The 21,211-nt window shown below is 41.1% G+C and carries 14 protein-coding genes; 13 read left to right on the top strand and 1 reads right to left on the bottom strand.

Going from position 1 to position 21,211, the window contains the following annotated elements:
* Positions 1-174: 174 nt before the first annotated feature.
* The gene (locus KIM67_RS18020) at positions 175-612 is read left to right on the top strand and encodes a four helix bundle protein (RefSeq protein WP_213832951.1); all 438 of its coding nucleotides are present in this window, start codon (positions 175-177) and stop codon (positions 610-612) included.
* Positions 581-1,876 carry a threonine synthase gene (gene thrC / locus KIM67_RS18015; RefSeq protein WP_213832950.1) on the top strand — a complete coding sequence of 432 codons (1,296 nt, stop codon included), beginning with the start codon at positions 581-583 and terminating at the stop codon, positions 1,874-1,876. Before KIM67_RS18020 ends, thrC begins: the two co-directional genes overlap by 32 nt.
* Before the next feature lie 112 nt (positions 1,877-1,988).
* On the opposite strand, the gene KIM67_RS18735 is transcribed toward thrC, so the two are convergent.
* A complete protein-coding gene (locus KIM67_RS18735; RefSeq protein WP_298869689.1) occupies positions 1,989-3,266 on the bottom strand; it encodes a carbohydrate-binding protein in 1,278 nt (425 codons plus the stop codon).
* Between the two features lie 473 nt (positions 3,267-3,739).
* Between KIM67_RS18735 and gcvT the strand changes: the two genes are divergently transcribed.
* The 11 genes from gcvT to KIM67_RS17955 all read left to right on the top strand — a co-directional run.
* On the top strand, positions 3,740-4,825 hold the full coding sequence (gene gcvT, locus KIM67_RS18005; RefSeq protein ID WP_213832949.1) for a glycine cleavage system aminomethyltransferase GcvT: 1,086 nt from the start codon (positions 3,740-3,742) through the stop codon (positions 4,823-4,825).
* The gene (locus tag KIM67_RS18000; RefSeq protein WP_213832948.1) at positions 4,826-5,740 is read left to right on the top strand and encodes a glutaminase; all 915 of its coding nucleotides are present in this window, start codon (positions 4,826-4,828) and stop codon (positions 5,738-5,740) included.
* A gap of 3 nt (positions 5,741-5,743) precedes the next feature.
* Complete coding sequence (locus tag KIM67_RS17995; protein ID WP_213832947.1) at positions 5,744-6,565, top strand: sugar nucleotide-binding protein; 822 nt, start codon at positions 5,744-5,746, stop codon at positions 6,563-6,565.
* Between the two features lie 55 nt (positions 6,566-6,620).
* Positions 6,621-6,908 carry a 4a-hydroxytetrahydrobiopterin dehydratase gene (locus KIM67_RS17990; protein WP_213832946.1) on the top strand — a complete coding sequence of 96 codons (288 nt, stop codon included), beginning with the start codon at positions 6,621-6,623 and terminating at the stop codon, positions 6,906-6,908.
* A 76-nt stretch (positions 6,909-6,984) separates the two neighbouring features.
* Complete coding sequence (locus KIM67_RS17985; RefSeq protein WP_163419312.1) at positions 6,985-7,695, top strand: YebC/PmpR family DNA-binding transcriptional regulator; 711 nt, start codon at positions 6,985-6,987, stop codon at positions 7,693-7,695.
* A gap of 683 nt (positions 7,696-8,378) precedes the next feature.
* Positions 8,379-8,954 carry an OmpH family outer membrane protein gene (locus KIM67_RS17980; protein WP_250149318.1) on the top strand — a complete coding sequence of 192 codons (576 nt, stop codon included), beginning with the start codon at positions 8,379-8,381 and terminating at the stop codon, positions 8,952-8,954.
* Positions 8,944-9,558 (top strand): hypothetical protein, encoded by a 615-nt coding sequence (locus tag KIM67_RS17975; RefSeq protein WP_213832945.1) that lies wholly within the window; start codon positions 8,944-8,946, stop codon positions 9,556-9,558. The genes KIM67_RS17980 and KIM67_RS17975 overlap by 11 nt, the downstream gene beginning before the upstream one ends.
* Before the next feature lie 87 nt (positions 9,559-9,645).
* Positions 9,646-15,108 carry a hypothetical protein gene (locus KIM67_RS17970; protein ID WP_213832944.1) on the top strand — a complete coding sequence of 1,821 codons (5,463 nt, stop codon included), beginning with the start codon at positions 9,646-9,648 and terminating at the stop codon, positions 15,106-15,108.
* 36 nt (positions 15,109-15,144) lie between these two features.
* Positions 15,145-20,274 carry an RHS repeat-associated core domain-containing protein gene (locus KIM67_RS17965; RefSeq protein WP_213832943.1) on the top strand — a complete coding sequence of 1,710 codons (5,130 nt, stop codon included), beginning with the start codon at positions 15,145-15,147 and terminating at the stop codon, positions 20,272-20,274.
* 12 nt (positions 20,275-20,286) lie between these two features.
* The gene (locus tag KIM67_RS17960) at positions 20,287-20,754 is read left to right on the top strand and encodes a hypothetical protein (RefSeq protein WP_213832942.1); all 468 of its coding nucleotides are present in this window, start codon (positions 20,287-20,289) and stop codon (positions 20,752-20,754) included.
* A 113-nt stretch (positions 20,755-20,867) separates the two neighbouring features.
* The coding region (locus tag KIM67_RS17955; protein ID WP_213832941.1) for a hypothetical protein at positions 20,868-21,211 on the top strand (344 nt) is incomplete at its 3' end.

Below are 21,211 nucleotides of genomic sequence, written 5' to 3'. Positions count from 1 at the left end.
GATGATTGATGACCGATGACTGATGATTGATGACTGATGATTGATGATTGATGACTGATGACTGATGATTGATGATTGATGATTGATGACTGATGACTGATGACTGATGATTGATGACTGTAAAAACTAAAAATTAAAAACGCATTATTACGACCTCAAATAAATCTTTTATGAATGGACAAGTTTAAATTTGAAAAACTAAATATTTGGCAAAAAGCCATGGACTTTGGAGAAATAATAGACCAACTGGCTTTGAAATTCCCAGAAAGGGAAAAATTTAATTTAGCCTCACAAATCCGAAGAGCTTCGGATTCAATTGCTTTGAATATTTCAGAAGGTTCCATCGGTCAATCAAATCCAGAGCAAAAAAGGTTTATGGGATATTCCATTCGTTCACTGGCCGAGGTGGTAACTTGCTTGTTCAAAGCTAAAAGAAGGTACTACATTGATGAAGTAAAATTCATCGCTCTATATAATGAAGCATTTCATTTCATGAATATGATGACTGCTTTTAGAAAAAACATTCACTGTCCCTTCACACAATCAACTATCTTCTGTCATCCGTCAATTTTAAAGATAAATGAACTTTTACAGCCTAAACAACCCCAATAATCTGGCCTCCTTCAAAGAAGCGGTTATCGCTGGAATAGCACCCGATAAAGGACTCTACTTTCCTGAAAAGATTACTCCGTTATCAAAGGGTTTCTTCGAAAATATAGATACCTACAGCAATCATGAAATTGCTTTTAAAGCCATTCATCAATTCGTAAGTTCAGAGATTCCTGATACTTTCTTAAAAAGTATTCTAGACAACGTATTGGATTTTGATTTCCCAGTAATAGAAATTGAGGAAGGTGTTGCGACCCTTGAACTATTTCACGGACCAACAATGGCTTTTAAAGACGTTGGCGCACGGTTTATGGCGAACTGTCTGGGATATTTTTCAAAAAATGAAAGCAATGAAGTGACCGTTCTTGTTGCCACCTCCGGAGATACCGGAGGAGCTGTTGCCAACGGTTTTTTGGGAGTGGAAGGGGTAAATGTGGTCATACTGTATCCCAGTGGAAAGGTAAGTGATATACAAGAAAGGCAACTCACCACTTTGGGGCAAAACATTGTTGCCATGGAAGTTGAAGGTACTTTTGACGATTGTCAGAAGATGGTAAAAACTGCTTTTTTAGATGAGGAAATTACGGCAACAAAAAAATTGACATCGGCCAATAGCATCAATGTAGCGAGATGGCTGCCACAATTATTTTACTTTTTATTTGCTTATAAGCAAGCTAAGTCCAAGGACAAGGAAATTGTTTTCTCCATACCATCCGGTAATTTTGGGAATGTCTGTGCAGGAATGGTTGCACAAAAATTGGGAATGCCTGTCAAACATTTTGTAGCAGCTACCAATGTCAATGATGTGGTTCCAAAATTTATGCAGTGTGGCATATATGAGCCAGTACCTTCAATAGCAACCATTTCCAATGCTATGGACGTTGGGGACCCTAGTAACTTTGTACGCATTAGAAAACTTTACAACAATGATTTTGCAGTACTTAAAGAAAATCTTTCCTCTTTTTCGTTTTCCGATGAAGAGACCAAAACTGCCATGAAAAAGCTATATAACAACTCCGGGTATGTTGCAGACCCGCATGGAGCGGTAGGATATCTTGGGTTAAAAACATATCAGAAGTTGAATCCAGATACGTTTGGAATCTTTCTGGAGACAGCACACCCGGTCAAGTTTTTAGCTACCGTAGAAGAAACGTTGAACATATCGCCCAAAATTCCATCTCAAATCCAAAAAGTAATGGGCAGAGAAAAAAAATCCATTAAAATAAATTCATACGAAGCGCTAAAATCTTATTTAAAGGACCCATAAACGTTTCTGATTTTCAATAATTGATGGCTTGTTTAGAATAAGTCAAGAAATAAAGTAAAAAAAGGGCAGATTTAAAAATCCGCCCTTATCCATTCCAGATCCAGCTAACTATTTAATTTGTATGGTCTAGATCGTAATCATATACCACGACTTCTCCGTAGTTGTCGGGGTCGTTTGCGTTACTTCCTTCCCTATTTGCATTACTTTGGGTGTAGTTGCCGATTTTAAAATAAGCATCTCCATAGTCTATGTCCATTAATACCGAATTACTACCATCTTTGACCAAATAGGAAGAAGCCGAACCACTGTCATAGGCACTCTTTAAATTCCCATCCTCACTATAATAGCAATAGTGCCTACCGTTTATTACTTCAAAAATCACTTCGTGAACCGTTCCCAAAGTGTACCCCCTTTTTATGGTAAGATCGTTTCTCAATACTCCTCCATTAAAACTTAGGAACAAGTGGTCCCCTTCCAAACGCAAAACCATAGAATCGTCTATTCCTTCTGACTTATTTCCATGTATCTGGGTTGCCACTAAATGGTCTTTTACAATCGGTAAATGCGTGATGGCCTGTTTTACGTAAATAAAGTGTGTGCCATTGGTATTCCAATAGATATCTGAACTTCCATCCTCTTTACGCTCTCTAAATTCAGAACGCACATAATCTGAATTAGGTGTAGTGCCATTATTTGTTCGAATAGGGGCCCTAAAAACTATACCATTTCCTGATCCGTTCACAAAGAAATACTCGTTGTTACCCTCACCACAAAGTGTTTTGTCCTCTGACCCATCAGGATAGGTGATTTTCCATTGGTTACAATTGGGCATCAAATCCGAAGGTATTCCTGCATTTCCAGAAGGTGGTGTACTACCTGATCCGCTAAAACTAAACGAATCAACATCAAATAAATAACCACTACCGCCTTTAAAAACCAGGTAAAGATCAGAATTATTGGAGTTATCGTTCATACTTCCCGTAAAGGTTTGCATAGCATTCCATCCTCCAGTGTTGGATATATTTACCGTTCCAAGTAGGTCGCTACTTGGACCTCCTGCCCTAAATTCTATCGTTCCGCCACTTCTATCACTAGCAGCCCTAACGGAAACAGAGTTTGCACCGGAAAAATCAAAATCCTCAAATCTGATCCAGTCATTGTTTTGTATGTAGCCAACTTTTGAACCGTTTACAACGCTAATACCGTTCTGCGCATCGTAATCTTCGGCTTGGATTGTGCCAGTAGTCAATTCTGCTACTATAAATTCTTCTTGGGCATTGGCTTCAACATCTTCTTCAAGAGTGCTATCCGAGCAGCCAATTAGTAATAGTAGGCAGCAGGCAGTGATTATTTTAGGAATTTGCAGAAAAAAATTTTCAAAGTAATTCATGATAGTGTTGTTTAATTAATAATTCAGAAACGTTGTGCAAATTGGTTAATCAGATTGGTTTACCAATTTGGATAACCAAATATACTGTTAAAAATGTATATTCTTCATTTTGTGTAAGAAAAATCGATAAAATGTTATTTTTTTAACATTTGAATGGCCTGCTATTGAATTTATAGCAAATACCAACCTTCTGCATAATAAAGTTATTTGCCATCCTAAACCTAATGATATGTGGGGTTTAGGTATTTATGGATATTTTATCAAATCAATATAGTTTGATCTAAACTTGAAAATGAATTATAAAAAGCTACGGAGAGGAAAGATTAAGTTTAAGCTCACTATACGAAATGTTTTACTGTGAAACTGATTTTTTACCCTAATAAACCTTCAACAACATTTAGTTCAAAACATTCCAAATCGGTCTCCTAATTCGTCCTTTATTTCAATATTTTTGCAGAGACTAAAATTGAATTATGAAAGATACGGCACTAACCAAAATCCATACTTCCTTAGGTGCAAAAATGGTTCCCTTTGCGGGCTATAACATGCCCGTTTCCTATGAAGGTGTAAATATTGAACATGAAACCGTAAGAAAGGCCGTTGGTGTATTCGACGTATCCCATATGGGCGAATTTTTAATTGAAGGCCCCAAAGCTCTGGAATTGATACAAAAAGTTTCGTCGAACGATGCCTCCAAGCTAGTGGTTGGAAAGGCACAATACAGCTGCTTGCCAAACGAGATAGGAGGAATCGTTGATGATTTAATTATTTATAAAATAAAGGAAGAAACCTATCTTTTGGTGGTGAATGCTTCCAATATAGAAAAAGATTGGAACCATATCTCAAAATACAATGAAGGTATTGGGGCTACAATGCGAGACATTTCGGATGAATACTCGTTATTGGCCATTCAAGGACCAAAAGCTGTTGAAGCCATGCAATCGTTATCCTCGATTGACCTTTCGGCTATAAAATTTTACAACTTTGTTGTTGGGGATTTTGCGGGGATAGCTCATGTGATTATCTCTGCAACAGGCTATACAGGTTCAGGAGGTTTTGAAATTTACTGTAAGAACTCCGAGGTGGAACAGGTATGGGATAAAGTATTGGAAGCTGGCGCTGATTTCGGAATACAACCAATAGGTCTGGCGGCTCGCGATACGCTTAGACTGGAAATGGGCTATTGCCTTTACGGAAATGATATTGATGATACAACCTCCCCTCTCGAAGCTGGATTGGGCTGGGTTACCAAATTCACCAAGGATTTTGTAAACCGTGAAGCTCTGGCCAAGCAGAAAGAGGAAGGGCCAAAAAGAAAGTTGGTGGCATTTCGGTTAGAGGAAAAAGGTATTCCAAGAAATGGATATACTATAGTTGACGAGGCTGGAAATGAAATTGGCAATGTGACTTCTGGAACAATGTCCCCTTCTCTTTCCAAAGGAATTGGCCTAGGGTACGTTTCTACCGAACACTCAAAAATAGATACCACAATCAATATCCAGATACGTAAGAACAAGGTGCCTGCCACAATTGTAAAACTTCCATTTTATAAAGCGTAAATGGCAAATTTTCAGCCCATATTGGATGCTATTTTTCAAGAAGCCAAACAACAGACCAATAAGGGCGAAGTAGCTGACTATATTCCTGAACTATCGGTCGTAGACCCTACTAAATTTGGTGTCGCCATTTTAGATGATATTGGGAATATGTACAGTGCAGGAGATGCCCAAGAAAACTTTTCAATACAAAGTATCAGTAAAGTATTGACCTTGTCCATGGTAATGTCACATGTGGGAGAAACATTGTGGAAACGTGTTGGTGTGGAACCGTCGGGAGATCCGTTCAACCACCTATCGCTCTTGGAAATGGAGAATGGTGTACCACGGAATCCGCTTATAAATGCTGGAGCAATAGTTGTTTGCGATGTTTTGATTTCAAGATTGGAAAATCCAAAATTGGATTTTTTGAAATATGTCCAAGATATAGCTAATGACCCGACTATAACCTACGATGAAAAAGTTGCTGAATCAGAAATGAGAACAGGGTTCAGAAACTATGCTGCGGCCAATCTGATCAAATCTTTTGGAAACCTTGAAAACGACGTTGAAAGGGTACTGGATTTTTATTTTTATTCATGTTCGTTAACTATGTCTTGCGAACAATTGGTCAAGGTTTTTTACATGTTCATGAACAGAGGCAAATGCCTTAGAAACAATACCCATCTTACACTATCACAAGTAAAACGTATAAACGCAATAATGCTTACCTGTGGATTTTACGATGAGGCTGGAGAATTTGCCTTTGAAGTGGGCTTGCCCGGAAAAAGTGGTGTTGGCGGGGGAATCGTAGCATTGTTGCCCAATGAATTCTGTGTGGCTACTTGGGCGCCTGGATTAAATGAAAAAGGAAATTCAAAGCTCGGCATGTGGGCTTTGGAAAAATTAACGACCGAAACTGGTTTGTCAATATTTTAATAATTGAACAAAAAAAAGATACTGATACTTGGTGCAAGTGGTTTTATAGGCAATGTTATCTATAAAGAACTTTGTTCCTATTTTAATACGTACGGCACCTATTTTTCGAATAGGTCTTTTTCTGATAATCAACAATTCTACCGATACGATTTGGAAGAAGACGATATTTTTCAAATCCTTGACAAAGTGCGTCCAGATTTTATAATCTCTGCTTTACGCGGAAGCTTTGGGGCACAGGTACAGGCGCATCAACATGTAATGGAATATCTTATCCAGCATAGATGTAAACTGTATTTTATTTCTTCCGCCAACGTCTTTGATGCCTATAGCAAATTTCCTTCCTATGAGTCCGACAAAACCCTATCGGAAAGTGTCTATGGCAGGCTCAAGATTAAAATTGAGAACATGATGATGCGGTTGCCTAAGGAAAAAACTGCCATTCTTAGGGTTCCTATGGTCTTTGGGAATACGTCGCCCAGAATAAAGGAAATCAAATCGAATCTGGAAAACAACGAACCCATTGAGGTTTTTCCAAATCTCATTATCAATGTCACCAACGATGACAGGCTTACACAGCAAATCCATTATCTGATCAATAGGGACAAAACAGGAATTTTTCACTTGGGCAGTATAGATTTAATCCAGCATGAAGAATTTATCAAAGAAGTCATCAAACGCATCGGAAATCACCATCCATTGCTAAAAAGGGTATTTACCACCAATGAGGACAGGTACTTGGCCGCATTGCCCAAAGACAATAAGCTTCCTAAAAATTTAAGGATACGTTATCAAGATATTATTGACCATCACCTTACCGTTGATTAACTTTACCAGTGTCTCTACTATTTTTCAATTCTTATAAACTTGAAAACAATATGATATGGAAAAGTTAAACGAAACCCAGATAAATGAATCATTAAAAAAGCTAAATGGATGGGATTATGATGGTGATTTTATACACAAATCATTTCAATTTAAGGATTTCAAAGAAACCTTTGCGCTTATGACCCAAATTGCGTTTGAATGTGAAGAATTAAACCATCATCCCAACTGGGAAAACGTATATAACAATCTTACCATAAAATTGAATACCCATGATGCCGATGGTATTACACAAAAGGATTTTGACCTTGCCAAACGCATGGAAAGTATCGTAAGTAACAAATAGGAACTCCTTTTAAAACATACTTGCCAAGGGGTCTTTTTTTGTTAAATTTGCCACTATTCGTAACCAAAACTCATGTATGGGAAGAGCATTTGAATTTAGAAAAGCACGAAAAATGAAGCGCTGGGCGGCTATGTCCAAAGCGTTTACCAGAATTGGAAAAGATATTGTCATGGCAGTTAAAGAGGGTGGTCCCGACCCTGATGCCAACTCTAGGTTACGTGCGGTGATTCAAAATGCAAAGTCGGTCAACATGCCCAAGGACAATATTGAGCGGGCAATTAAAAGAGCTTCCGATAAGAACCAAGGGGATTACAAGGAGGTTTTGTTTGAAGGATATGCGCCACATGGTATTGCCATTCTTATTGAAACCGCTACCGATAACAACACCAGAACCGTGGCGAACATTCGCAGTTATTTTAATAAGTGCAACGGTAGTTTGGGTACTTCGGGCTCGGTAGAGTTTATGTTCGACCATACCTGTAACTTCAGAATAGCGGGCGAAGACATAGACCCCGAAGAATTGGAACTGGAAATGATCGATTTTGGTGCCGAAGAGGTTTTTGTGGACGAAGACGGTATTCTAATTTATGCCCCTTTCGAAAGTTTTGGGGATATTCAAAAAGAATTGGAATCCCGTGAAATAGAAATTCTTTCGTCTGGATTTGAACGCATTCCACAAGTTACCAAAGAACTCTCAGAAGAACAGATTGCAGACGTTGAGAAACTCTTGGAAAAAATCGAGGAAGATGATGATGTACAGAACGTATACCATACCATGCAGGAGTAAAGTCGAATTGAACACATAGATTCTTTTTTAGGTTAAACCTAATTTATTTGACCTACAATTTCATATAGGTACTTTCTAGCGTAAATAGGGCATTTCTACAAGATGTTTCCAAAAAACGTGTGCCTTTTACCCTAATTAAGCTTTAGCAAATACAAGAGGTGACGAAGTTAGGGTAATGCAACTATTGATATTTTAATAAAACCTATTTTCAGTAGTTTCAAGTTTTCAAGAACAATCTCACTGTATTAAAAAAAATTATATATTTGACGAGATTTCTTACGAAATTAATAAGATAGCAGCATAGCCCAAATATATTAAAAAGTAATAATCTTAATTACAGAGCTATGCCCTTCTTCAATTTTCTTTCTTTTCAAAAAAACGATGTATGTCCAACAAATGTTGAACAGTCCATCTACAAATTTCTTGTTTTGAAGTATCCGTGATATTCTATTCACTTTGATGAGTAAGCAATTATCATTCTCATATGTGTTGAACGACTTTTTTCTCTCAAAATAGACAAGAGAGTCCCACACCGCTTCCCAAAAAATTGGTTCAATAGTACAGTTAACATTGAACAATATGTTTCATCCAGTATCGAAAATATCAAGAAACCCATTGGAAGATAGGGTACAACGAAAACGATATATAAATCAAATTGAATACATCTCCCAAATACAAAACCAATGAAAAATAAGCCTATGATGAACAAAAGTGCAATCAGCACTATAAGTAAGTTAGCAATTCCCCTATCTATATTGGCACTTATGGTAAGTGTTGCAACATTTTTTATTTCACGATCCACATCAGAATTGGTCTATGTCGATGTCAACAGGCTGCTTGAAAGTTACACTAGAACAGAAGTGGACAGAAAGGACTTTAACGAGAGAACCACAGTTATGAAAGCCAATGTGGACAGCTTAATGCTTGATTGGCAAAACGAACTCAAAGCCTACGAAAAAGAACGTTCTTCCATGACCAAAAAAGAACTGGCCTTGAAACAGGAACTGCTACAGAACAAACAACAACAGATCAACAACTACCAACAAACTGTTCAAAAGCAAATACAGGAAGAAGACCAAAAAATGACCCAGACCATTGTCAATGATATCAACTCTTATGTTAAAAATTATGGTAAAAATCATGGTCACCATATCATTTTTGGAGCCCAAGGGAACGGAAATATCATGTATGCTGAAGAAGGTACGGACTTAACGGACAAAGTTTTGATTGGCCTAAACGAGCAATATAATGGAAAATAGGTACGTAAAATTTATGGTTTTCATTTTTTTGGCATCAGTTGTTTCTGCCTGCGGACCAAAGTCCTTCGATTCCAAAGATGAGCTGCTTGCTTATCTTAAAAACACTGACAATGGCTATCATTTTCAGAAATCAGTCAATGGAATCGATTATTCATTGACCTACAGACCAACGGATTTAATGGTCTCGCAATTTGTTCAAAACAGAAATGCTAACAAAAGGATCAACCAACTCAGAAAAAAATATAGGGACTACCTCTATTTCAATCTGAGTATGAGTGTCAATGGAAGGGAATTGTTAAGTCAAAATCTGGGAAGTCGTGCCAAGTTCGGTACCATGGTCAACCAATTTTCCTTTGGTATGGCAGAAAAAGTACATCTAATTTCCCAAAGCCGGGATACACTACCTCTTCTTGATTATGTGCACCCAAGAACCTATGGTATGGGAACTGGTACGGAGATGCTACTGGTATACGAAAAAAATTCCGTCACAATGGAACAAGCCTACATGCTCTTTACCATTAAGGACCTTGGATTTAACACAGGAGAAATTTCATTTAAAATTGACCCTGAAAAGATAAAGCAACAGCCTCTATTGAATTTTTAAAGCAATGCATCTTCTATCAATAAAAAGGACTAAAACATAGCACAACATATTCAATGGTAAACATAATTAATTAAAAATAACACCCAAATGAAATTGAAACCTACCAAACCATCTCAAAGGATCATTGCTGTGTTTTTGACCTTGAATTTTTTAACGTCTTTAATGCCCATTAATCTGCTATATGCTTCAAACAATGGACCCACTTCCCCTGAGGCGGCCAGTTTTGAACCCGTGGACGCCACCGATATGGTGAACCTGGCCACTGGAGATTTCAGTTATGTAATGCCATTATTAAATGTACCCTCCCCAGAAGGTGGTTATCCCTTGGCACTTTCGTACCATGCAGGAATAGGTCTTGACCAAGAGGCCTCTTGGGTAGGGTTGGGCTGGAATCTTAATCCCGGAGCTATAAACAGAAGCGTTTCAGGAGTTCCTGATGATTGGTTGGAAACTAAGAAATATAGTATGCTGTATAATGATATTGGCATTGCCAAAAATCTATCTTTTGGGGTATCTGTAAATTATAAAGCAATCAGCCTTTCAACATCATTCAATTATAGCTCTTTCAAAGCAACCGGAGGTGAAACCACCTATGATTTTGGGGTTGGAGGAAGTGTTGGGGTATCCGACATGGTTTCCGTCAATGGTTATCTAGGTACAAATGGTATAGGTCTGGGTACTTCAGTAGGCTATGATTTTGGAAAGAATGATGCTTACAATGTGAATGGGGGCGCATCCTTATTTCAAAGCTTTAAAGGAGGAGGGCTTAGTGGTACTATAGGTGCAGGGATAGGAAGAGGTGCTTTTGGAACGGGTATTTCACTCAGTTCAAAAGGTTCTCTTTCTTCTTCCATATCCATAGGAGGAATAGGCCTGCCTTTGGGTGGAGGAAACAATTTAAGTTCCAATATTCATGCAGATGTCTCTGGATTTGCGATAAAAATTCCCATACCTTTTGCTAAAGGGTTAGCTTCACTCGACTTTTCGTATCAAAAAACAAAATTATGGGCTTTTGATGCCAATTATGCAGTGCACAATGGAGCGCTTTACGCTGGAAATATTGAAGAATCTTACCAATCCCTAATTGACTCAAAGCGTATGGGTCTAGATTCCTATGAGGCTCTTTATGAGGCTGACACTGAAGCACAACACAGAAATTCAAATTTTTCATTCATGAGTTATGATAGTTACCAAATTACGGCACAAGGCATCGGAGGTACCATATCACCTAAATTATTAGAGGAAGGAGCATTGTATATGCCAAGCACAACTATGAGGACGGTCTGGGATAATCATTGGAAAGACCTTCCAGCAACAAGGTTAGAATTTTTAAAACCAAATGATGGAGATAAAAATTTTTCCAAAAGTATCGATCAAGGGAATGTACATTTTTATTTTGAAAATGAATATACGTCATATCTTAAAACAGGTTCTGGAAATTGGAATTCACCCCAGCAAAACATCAACTATGATTATCCCACCGAATTCTTTACTACGGACAAAATCTTTGATGACAGCAGTGAAATTGATGGAGAACTTTTTATATCATATAATGTAGAAAGCGAGAGGTTAAAAAAGGGAAGGTTTATTGAGGCTTTCACCAATGAAGAAATCAATGAGTCGGAATCTTTAATCATAACTCCTTCTGCCACAGGCTTTAATAGGAGTGCTGAATCCGTTCCTGAAAAGGGTGTAGGCGCTTTTAGGGTTACTACATTAGATGGAAAAACATACCACTACTCTCTCCCTGTTTATCATAAGGCAGAATTCAAAAGAGTTGCCAACTTTGAGGATGACAGTGAGGATAAATTTTTTGAACAACAACAGTTCGAACCTTATGCTACCCATTGGTTGTTAACAGCTATAACAGGTCCAGACTATATTGATAAAAATGGTAATAATAGGGTGGATGAACAGGATTATGGGTATTGGGTGGATTTTGAATATGGCAAATGGAGCGATGGATTTGCCTGGAGATCACCTAACATTGGATTTCATACGGACAGCAATACAACATCCTATTCTTGGGGCATCAAGGAAGTCTATTATTTGGATAAAGTAAAAACCAGAACGCATACAGCCTTGTTTGTTAAAGGGGAGCGCGAAGACAATAAAAGTTATACAACTCAAATATCAGAAGGGGAAAACCCTAAATATTATAACCTCCCTCATGCAAGAAAGTACGTATTGACTCCTGACAATATGCGTTATTTTCAAGGTACACATTTAAATATAGAAATGATATATACAGACGATTGGCCCAATAATTATTCTAAATCAGAATTTTGGTTCTATGCGCAATTGGAGCAGCAAAAATCCTTAAGACTGGAAAAAGTCATCTTATTGAAAAATGGCGATGCCGAAGAGATTCAAAAACATAATAATAATGATTCAGCTTCAACATATGGTGGAACTATGTTTGCTGATGCGAAAATTTCCATTTATCCATATGGTGGAGGGAATTCGCTCGGTTCCAAAACAGGAGAAGTAGTTCCAGAAATTACCTGGCATGGAGAATACCATAACAATGTTTTGAACACTAATGACATCGACTTTGAGTCATTAAACCCTAAAACGCTTAAAACCATTGACCTTAATTATGATGAAACATATCCATTGGGTAGGGAAATCTCAAATAACATAAACTTGCCAGGAAAACTAACCTTAAATTCTATATCGACTTTAGGAAAGGGAGGTGTGCAGTTGATCCCGCCCTATCAATTTGACTACTACTCCAAAAATACTTTCTTCGATAAAGATGATATGGACGATTGGGGATATTATAAAAGTCAGACCATGATGTATAGTCTAAACAACATTACCACGCCCTTGGGCAGCTCCATAGAAATCACCTATGAAAACGATCAATATACAACTGAATATGCGAGTCCTACCACCTACTTTGATTATAGTTTGGAGTTTAAGTTTGAAGGCACTGCCAATGGTCCCAAGACTTTGAGCTTTCGGAACAATCCCGATGTTCAAGAGAAATACCATGTAAATTTTACAGAATATTTTGAAGAAGGACAAACTACAGAAATCGATGTCCTTTTTTGGCACTATACCAATACCGAAAGCAACTGGATCGGGGACTTTGCCACCAATAATTGTCTGGTACAACTGGTATCACCAAACCTATTGGTTTTTTCACTCCCCAATAAAAATAAGCAATGGGGCAGGGAATATGAAAATTGCAGTAAAAAAGATTGGGTATTCTATAACAATGAATACAACCATGTAGTAGATATGACAGCTGATTGGTTTGCAGAAAAAGATGAAAACTCTTGTGAAAGACCTGCGGAAGGTCAAAATAGGGCGCGTTATCGAATTTTTGCTCAAAAAGAACCCTTGAATATTGCCCAAGGCGGAGGCGTTAGGGTCAAAAAAATAGAAACAGCTTCTGATTCTTACAACACAAAAACCGTCTACAATTATACAAATCAGGACAATATGGAGTCAGGAGTAACGTCTTACGCACCCTCAAAAAGAGGGAGGGTAATCCCTTATATATCAGAGCTGCCCAACCCTATGGTCATCTATGAGCATGTTACCACTGAAAGACGGGATGCCAATGACAACCTAATAGCTAAGAAGTCCTATCAATTCAATATCCCAAAGCCGTTGGAGTATACCCAAAATGGGGTATTGGTAAAAAATGCTTTTGAAATTAATCGGTTACAGGATGATAGTTTTTTAGATGTTTCTTTAAATGAGGAAGATGTGGACATGAACTTTTCCAAGTTTGAAGTAAAGGATTATTCGGCCAGCATTGGAAGGTTGGTCAAATCCGCGGAGTACAACTCTGAAAATCAAAAGATATATCAAATTGAAAACACCTATTTACCTGCCTCCCATGACTTTCAACAGGGAGCTTTACAGGAATCCTTTAACTCCTATAAGCTTTTGGAAGATGATATACTTAAGGAAGCGTATTCAATGACTTCATCCAGTAAGGAAAAAATTCCAAATGTATTATCGGAAACAAAAATTACCACGAATGGATACACTTCTCAACAACAGTTTTTAAAATATGATTTTTTTACTGGAAAGGTAACCGAGTCCAGTACACTTTTAAGCAATGGCAAGCAACTAAGGTCCAAGAACGTTCCAGCATACCATAAATTCCCACAAATGGGCAGCAAAGTGGACAATCCCACCAACAAGAACATGCTGGTCCAACAGGCCATGGCGGTGACCGAAATCCAGGACGGGAACGAAGAATGGCAAAAGATAAGCTCCAATATCACCACTTGGAATCCCCAGACTTATAACGTAACTACGCTTGTAGGAGAGTTTCCGAACGAAGTGGAACTTATTACGCCCCACAATGTATGGCGCAAGCACAAGACCTTTACCTGGAACGGGGAAACCGACAGCAACGGGTACTATGTCAACTATGCACAGGACGATGACGGTTTTGATTGGTCGGACCCACAAGCCGTGCAGCCCGATCATTGGAAACAACTTTCGGAAGTTACCCAATACGATGAGTTTTCAAACCCACTGGAAGTAAAGGACATCAATGGAAATTTGGCCGCTTCCAAAATGGGTTACGGCAAAAGCAAGACCATTGCAACGAGCAACTCGGGATATCAAGAGACCTTTTACTCGGGCGCCGAGGACGACGGTGGCCAAGGCCATTTTGGAGGCGAAGTGGACAAAGGGACCGCATCCATAACGAACGATGCCCATACCGGATATCATGCGTTGGCCATCGCAAACGGACAGGAGGGTTTTGTGACCACGGTAAACTACAACAACGCAACTACAAAGAGGTTTAAGATGTCGCTGTGGGCCAAGAACGACAACCACGCCAACGTCAGGTTCAAGGTGGAGGGGCAAAATATAGACTTCAACCCCAACGAAAAAGTATTTGCCGGAGATTGGGTACAGCTCAATTTCTATACCAACATCGCACCGAACACCCAAGTCTCTGTAACAACGGCCAATGGCAATACTGTTGTGGACGATTTTAGGCTCCATCCCATAATGTCCTCAATGACTTCCTACGTATACAACCAATGGGACGAACTAACGGATATTTTAGGGCCGAACAACCTGGCAACCAAATACGAGTATGACGAGGCCGGAAGATTGCTGCGCATCTATATCGAAGTACTAAATATAGATCAAGTACTCGCCGGAGGCTTTAAAAAAGTAAGGGAATACGACTATACCTATAAAAGCGACCTTTCTCCTCTAGAAGACGAAAATAACCCGCTCACTTTATCGCTGGGGATAGACAACCCAAGTTCCGAAAATGCCAATATCATCGCCAACGCCAGTTGGGGCAGCGGTCAGTATGAGTACCGATGGTCCGTAAAATACTGCAACGACAATGACGCTGGGTGCCCGGGAGACCTAGAGCCCACGTACGAAAGTTGGACCCCAAGCAGTTCAAGGTCCATCAACACCAACTGTTCGGGAAAAAGAGCTGTCTATTGGTGCATTGTAAGGGATATGGCCACACAACAAACGGCCCAAGCCCAAGGCAACCACAAACGTGGAGGATGCCAAGGTGGTGGTGGCGGTGGTGATAACCAATTGTAAAAAAGTCAAAAAAATATACACCCAAACAAAAACATTATGAAACGTAAACTGGTTTTAACCCTACGCTTACTTATGGGCCCGCTATTTGCGGTAGCCCAGGTGACCCCTGCCGAAAAACAGGCACTACAAGATCTGTACAACGCCACCAACGGCCCCAATTGGGCCACCGAAACCGATAACTTTATAGGCGATGAATGGGATTTTAACGGGGTGGTCACCAACGATTGGTACGGGGTCACCGTGGCAAATGGCCATGTAACGAAGCTGAATTTGGAGTTTAATGACCTCATGGGAAGCATTCCGGCAAGTATTGGAGATTTGGTGCATCTTACGTACCTCAATCTATCGACCAACGAACTTACGGGAAGTATCCCCAACGAAATTGGCAACTTGGTTGGTTTACAAAGACTAGACCTCCATGATAATAATTTGTCCGGCAACCTTCCGGTAACCTTGGAAAATCTTTCAAATTTAATGCATTTAGACCTTGCTTTAAATAATATTGATGGGCCAATTCCTCCAGAACTGGGCAATCTTTCAAACTTGAATACTCTTTTTCTTTATAGTAACAATCTTGATGGTACAATCCCTCCCGAAATAGAAAACCTTATACATTTAACATGGCTCGATCTTAGCAATAATAATTTGAGCGGAGCAATTCCTCCGGAAATAGGAAATCTGGAATTTCTGGGCATACTTTCGTTGTACAATAATAAATTGGACGGGGCCATTCCAGTAGAATTGGGTGATCTATGGCAGCTAGGTGCTCTTGACCTAAGTAAAAATGAACTTAGTGGCGCTATTCCGCCAGAACTGGGAAATCTAACAATATTGGAAACATTTAACCTCAGCAATAATAATCTTAGCGGTCCAATTCCCCCAGAACTGGAAAATTTTACAAATTTATATATGCTTCAATTAGAATACAATCAACTCAACGGTACCATTCCTGCAGAACTGGGAAATATTACCAGTCTTGGGTTTCTTAACATATCCAACAATAAGTTAAGCGGTGCCATTCCATCCCAATTGGGCAATTTGCATGTAGATGCTCTTTATCTCAACAATAATAAGCTGAGTGGAAATATCCCTCCAGAACTTGGAGATATATGGGGTTTGCATGCTCTTAACCTAAGTTCAAATGAACTTGTTGGACCAATTCCCCCAGAATTGGGCAATTCGTCGGAATTATGGCAACTCGACCTTAGCTCAAACCAACTATCCGGTTCCATTCCCCCAGAGTTGGCAGATATTGAGGAACTTGAAAATATGTACCTTCATGACAATAATCTGGAAAATAATATTCCTACAGCAATAACCGACCAGTCCTTTGCTTCATTATATGTTGCGAACAACAAACTGGATTTTGGCAACTTGGAATACCATCATCAAAACTATAATGGAAATTCATTTGCCTATAGCCCCCAACAAAAAACCGATCAGCCCCAGGCCTTTCAGATTTTTGAAGGGAACAACATTACCTTGACCACCCAAATGTCCGGCACCCAAAACCATTACCAATGGTACAAGGACGGGCAGCCCATTAACGGGGCCGCAGATGCCCCCAACTATAAGATCGTGATCGCCACCGCTCAAGATGCAGGAACCTACCATTGTGTAATGACCAGCGACATTGTCGACAACCTTGTTCTTACAAGACATAACATTGACCTGTCCGTGGGCGTGTCCATTCCCGGGGAACACCCCCAAGAAGAAAACTGGAACATCATTACCGTTTGGGATTATGATATGGATACCAACCTCAAGGGAAACACAAGAAGTTACTATAACTGCTTGGGCAAACACGTACAGACCCAGAGCTGGGACCCTGTCACCCATGCCATCTGGGGCCAGGCGACCTTGTACGATTACCAGGGCAGGCCCGCACTGTCCACGCTTTCGGCACCCATACCCGGGCAAGGGCAATTTCAGCACCACCCCGCATTGATCACCAGCGAGGGGGGCGAAACCTACAGCGCTCCCGATTTTGAGGCGGACCCCTTTGCCCCGGGTACCGTTACCCTTGATAGCCCCCTGGGGCAATACTATAGCGGTGTTACCTCCAACCAATACCAAGACGTTACCCCCTACCCTTTTTCACGTACCGTTTTCAGCGACCTAAATCCAGGTACCACTTTGGCCGTGGTTGGGGGCAACAAAGTGGATACCAATGGGGACAATAGCATAACCCCTGCAGATACATGGCCACAGGCCTATACCTTTACCATGCCGGCAACCAACGAGCTTTCGCTCAATGAAGCGTTCGGTGACGCCAATTACCAAAACATAAAGACCCTAAAGACCGTTACCCGAGATGTACACGGTAACGAAACCGTGGTGTTTGTGGATACCGATGGAAAATTGTTGGCAACGGCCAGATCCGGTACCGAAGGCGTTGAATCACAGCCAATGAGCTTGCCCATAGGGTCTCAGGGCTTTGTGGACGTACATATCCCTAAAGGGATAAGCGGTATTTCCATTAGTAACGAAAATGGGATAACCTTGTATAACCTGATTGCCGATGCAGTGGAGCCCACTTCTTCAGCAAATCTGCCACCCGGTTTTTATCGCGTTGCCGTAAACGATCTGGACGGCTACGACCCAAATACAATTACCGTGAATTATCGCATAAATTACTACGATTACAGCCTTAACGAATATGACGGGGCAGGCAGGTTGGTGGCCGCTTACCAACCTATTGAAGATGAGAAGGGGGACCCATTGGCCACCGTCTACGAATACAACACCTTGGGGCAGCTTGTTAGCAAAACAAGCCCCGATGAGGGCAAATCCAATTTTTTGTACCGGAACGACGGGCAGATCCGCTACTCCCAGAACAACGAGCAACAACTTGCCGAGGAGGTGTCCTATACCGACTATGACCGCTTTGGCCGCCCCGTGGAAAGCGGGGTTTTGGAAAAAACCGAGCTCTTGGGCCTTGACCCCAATGCCCCACTACCGCAGGCCCAAAAAAGAGAGATCATGCAAACCACCTACGACTTTCTGGACAACGGGGACAACGAATTCTTGAACAACTTGGACCCCGGTTACCAACATCCCTCCTTTTTGGCGGGCAATGTGGCCAAGACCGCCAACGACCACGCCACCACCTATTACAGCTACGACGCCTATGGCAGGGTAATGTGGTCGGTACAGCATATTGAAGGATTGGGCACCAAGACCATCGAATACGGGTACGGACCCCTCACCGGACTGGTGGAAAAGGTGACCTACCAAAAAGGGCAACAAGACCAGTTTGTGCACCGCTACACCTACAACGACAGGGACCAACTGAAACAGGTGGAAACCTCGGTGGACGATGATACCTTTACCCTACAGGCCCACTATCTTTACAACGAGGCCGGCACCCTGGTACGTACCGAGATCGCGGACGGGGCACAGGGCGTGGACTACGTATATGGCCTTAGCGGCCAGCTCAAGAGCATTAACCACCCCTCACTGAACCCCGCACTAGATCCCGGGGGCGACCAGAACGACCTCTTTGGCATGCAGTTGGACTACCATTTGGGCGACTACCGGCGCACCGAGAATACCAACATCACTACCGCACTACAGGGAACGGACCGGTACAACGGCAACATTAAGGGCATACGCTGGCAAACGGCGGTAAATGATGTACAAGAAAGCCAATATGTGTACAGCTACGACCGCAACAATTGGCTCGCCGGGGCCGATTTTGACCCCGGTGCCAGTAATGACAATGCCTATGACGTATCCAACATTACCTACGATGCCAACGGCAACATACAGACCCTCTTGCGCAGAAAGGGAGACATGGTGGGCAAGACCCACATGGACGACCTTACCTACAATTACGATATTAAACGCCCCAACCGATTGACCTCGGTGGACGACGAAATGGGCGATGTTCCCGATGCCGACGACATAGGCGACCAAAATGACGGCAACTACCAATACAACACCATAGGGCAATTGGTACGCAACGAATCTGAGGATATTGCGTATATTTATAATGCCAGCGGACTGGTGGCCGAGATATGGCACGCAGAAGAGCCCCTGCTAAAGTTTTTCTACAACGACAGGAACCAAAGAGTGAAAAAAGAGACCTATTGGAACAACAATTTGGTACGCACCCAACATTATGTGCGCAATGTGGCGGGCCAAACAATGGCCATATACACCGATTTGGCCCTTGCCGAACAGCCCGTTTACGGTGCCGGGCGCATTGGGGTCGCCTATAACGGCATTAACGACCAAAAGACCTACATCTACGAGCTTACGGACCATCTGGGCAACGTACGGGCAACCTTTGTAAAGGTGGGCAACGAGCCGAACATCCATAGTTGGAGCGACTACTATCCCGGAGGCATGCCAATGCCGGGACGTAGCGTGATAGGAAATTACAGATATGGTTATCAAGGACAGTTTTCAGAAAAAGACGAAGAGACTGTCCACAACTTTTTTGAACGCAGATTGTATGACCCAAGAATATTGAGGTGGCTACGCCCCGATGATGTAAGACGGACTTCTCAATCACCCTATATGGCCATGGGCAACAACCCAATACTTTACGGAGATCCAGATGGCAGGGACGTTATAATACTTAACTCAAGTATGGCCGTTGGCGGTTTAGGTCATGCCGCCGTTCTGATAGGCAACGATAAAGACGGATGGAGGTATCTTTCTAAAAATGGAACTGATAAAAATTTAGGTACGTCATTTGGATTAAGTGGTCCTAACAGAAATCCTGATTTAGGGAATCGAGAGTACAACGCTCTTACTGGTAAAGGAACCGATTTTAGAGGTACGGGATTGAATGCATCGCAAGTTATACAAATTGTGAACAATCAATATCGAGAAGCACACCCAGATGGCGAACGTTATGACAATTTCATTCGTTTGGAAACCAGCGCCGAGGAAGATGAGATTGCCTATGATGCTGCCTTTACCCAAGCTAATGGATATTTTTATGATGTTTGCGGTTCCTCTTGTGTGGATGTTCCTCAAGATGCTCTAAAAGCCTTAGGTAGATTTAAAACACCCGATATAGAAAGTAGCTATAACAATATACTCCCAAATAGATGGTTCATCAATTTTGGCTGGCATAATAACAACACAAGATATAACAGGGTACCATATATTGAAGTCGGACAAGGTCATTTTGGTGCACCATTGGATGATTGATAATTTAAGAATATGAAAAAAGTAATTTTATATATATTCTTGTCTTTTGTACTGCTATTTGGCATTTTTTTGTTGGTTACCAAAGGAGGAATCGGTCATCAAAAATCTGGTGGAATAGGATATTCTGAGACTATCGAAGAATCTAAAAAAAGGGGAGTGTTCGTTATGGAACTTGATTATAAGGTAGAATCAAGTGATTCAATTAAAGTTGTCGAGGAACTGGAATTTTTCATGGAAAAAAGCTTTAGATATGGCGAGAGAAGTACTAATGATACCGATACTTTGAGTGCGACAGGTCACATATACCAAATTGGTAGAGAGCCTAGTTATGATGATGCTTTGAAGGGTGCTTTTTTACTTCGTTATGGATATCAAAACGAATTAAAAGATACTATTATATGTGAAATAGTGACCAAGACCCCGCCCTATGATAGCATCTATAAAGTAGGAGAGTTGAAACTGTTCAAGAAACACGATTAAGCCAACTCATCCCCGCTAGCACTCGTCAGTGACGGATGCCGAACCAATTAAGAACACCAAGATATGGGGGCATGCCCCTGCTAAAATTCTTTTACAACAACAGGAACAACAAAATGAAAAAAGAGACCTATTGGAACAACAATTTGGTACGCACGCAACATTATGTACGCAATGTGGCGGGGCAGGCAATGGCCATATACAACGATCTGGCCCTTGCTGAACAGCCCATTTATGGTGCCGGGCGCATTGGGGTCGCCTATAACGGTATGAACGACCAAAAGACCTACATCTACGAGCTTACGGACCATCTGGGCAACGTACGGGCAACCTTTGTAAAGGTGGGCAACGAGCCGAACATCCATAGTTGGAGCGACTACTATCCCTTCGGGATGCCCATGCCGGGCAAGAGCCTGCTGGGGGCCGAGGGCTACAGATATGCCTTCCAGGGGCAGGAAAA

The sequence above is a fragment of the Flagellimonas sp. 389 genome, from assembly GCF_018449435.1.
Taxonomy (GTDB): domain Bacteria; phylum Bacteroidota; class Bacteroidia; order Flavobacteriales; family Flavobacteriaceae; genus Flagellimonas.
The sequence above is the reverse complement of the archived record's forward strand: the minus strand, read 5'-3'. Positions and strand labels throughout refer to the sequence as shown.

Coding starts and splice junctions, on each gene's coding strand:
- KIM67_RS18020 (WP_213832951.1), top strand. CDS start 175: ATGGACAAGTTTAAATTTGAAAAACTAAATATTTGGCAAAAAGCCATG.
- thrC (WP_213832950.1), top strand. CDS start 581: ATGAACTTTTACAGCCTAAACAACCCCAATAATCTGGCCTCCTTCAAA.
- KIM67_RS18735 (WP_298869689.1), bottom strand. CDS start 3,266: ATGAATTACTTTGAAAATTTTTTTCTGCAAATTCCTAAAATAATCACT.
- gcvT (WP_213832949.1), top strand. CDS start 3,740: ATGAAAGATACGGCACTAACCAAAATCCATACTTCCTTAGGTGCAAAA.
- KIM67_RS18000 (WP_213832948.1), top strand. CDS start 4,826: ATGGCAAATTTTCAGCCCATATTGGATGCTATTTTTCAAGAAGCCAAA.
- KIM67_RS17990 (WP_213832946.1), top strand. CDS start 6,621: ATGGAAAAGTTAAACGAAACCCAGATAAATGAATCATTAAAAAAGCTA.
- KIM67_RS17985 (WP_163419312.1), top strand. CDS start 6,985: ATGGGAAGAGCATTTGAATTTAGAAAAGCACGAAAAATGAAGCGCTGG.
- KIM67_RS17980 (WP_250149318.1), top strand. CDS start 8,379: ATGAAAAATAAGCCTATGATGAACAAAAGTGCAATCAGCACTATAAGT.
- KIM67_RS17975 (WP_213832945.1), top strand. CDS start 8,944: ATGGAAAATAGGTACGTAAAATTTATGGTTTTCATTTTTTTGGCATCA.
- KIM67_RS17970 (WP_213832944.1), top strand. CDS start 9,646: ATGAAATTGAAACCTACCAAACCATCTCAAAGGATCATTGCTGTGTTT.
- KIM67_RS17965 (WP_213832943.1), top strand. CDS start 15,145: ATGAAACGTAAACTGGTTTTAACCCTACGCTTACTTATGGGCCCGCTA.
- KIM67_RS17960 (WP_213832942.1), top strand. CDS start 20,287: ATGAAAAAAGTAATTTTATATATATTCTTGTCTTTTGTACTGCTATTT.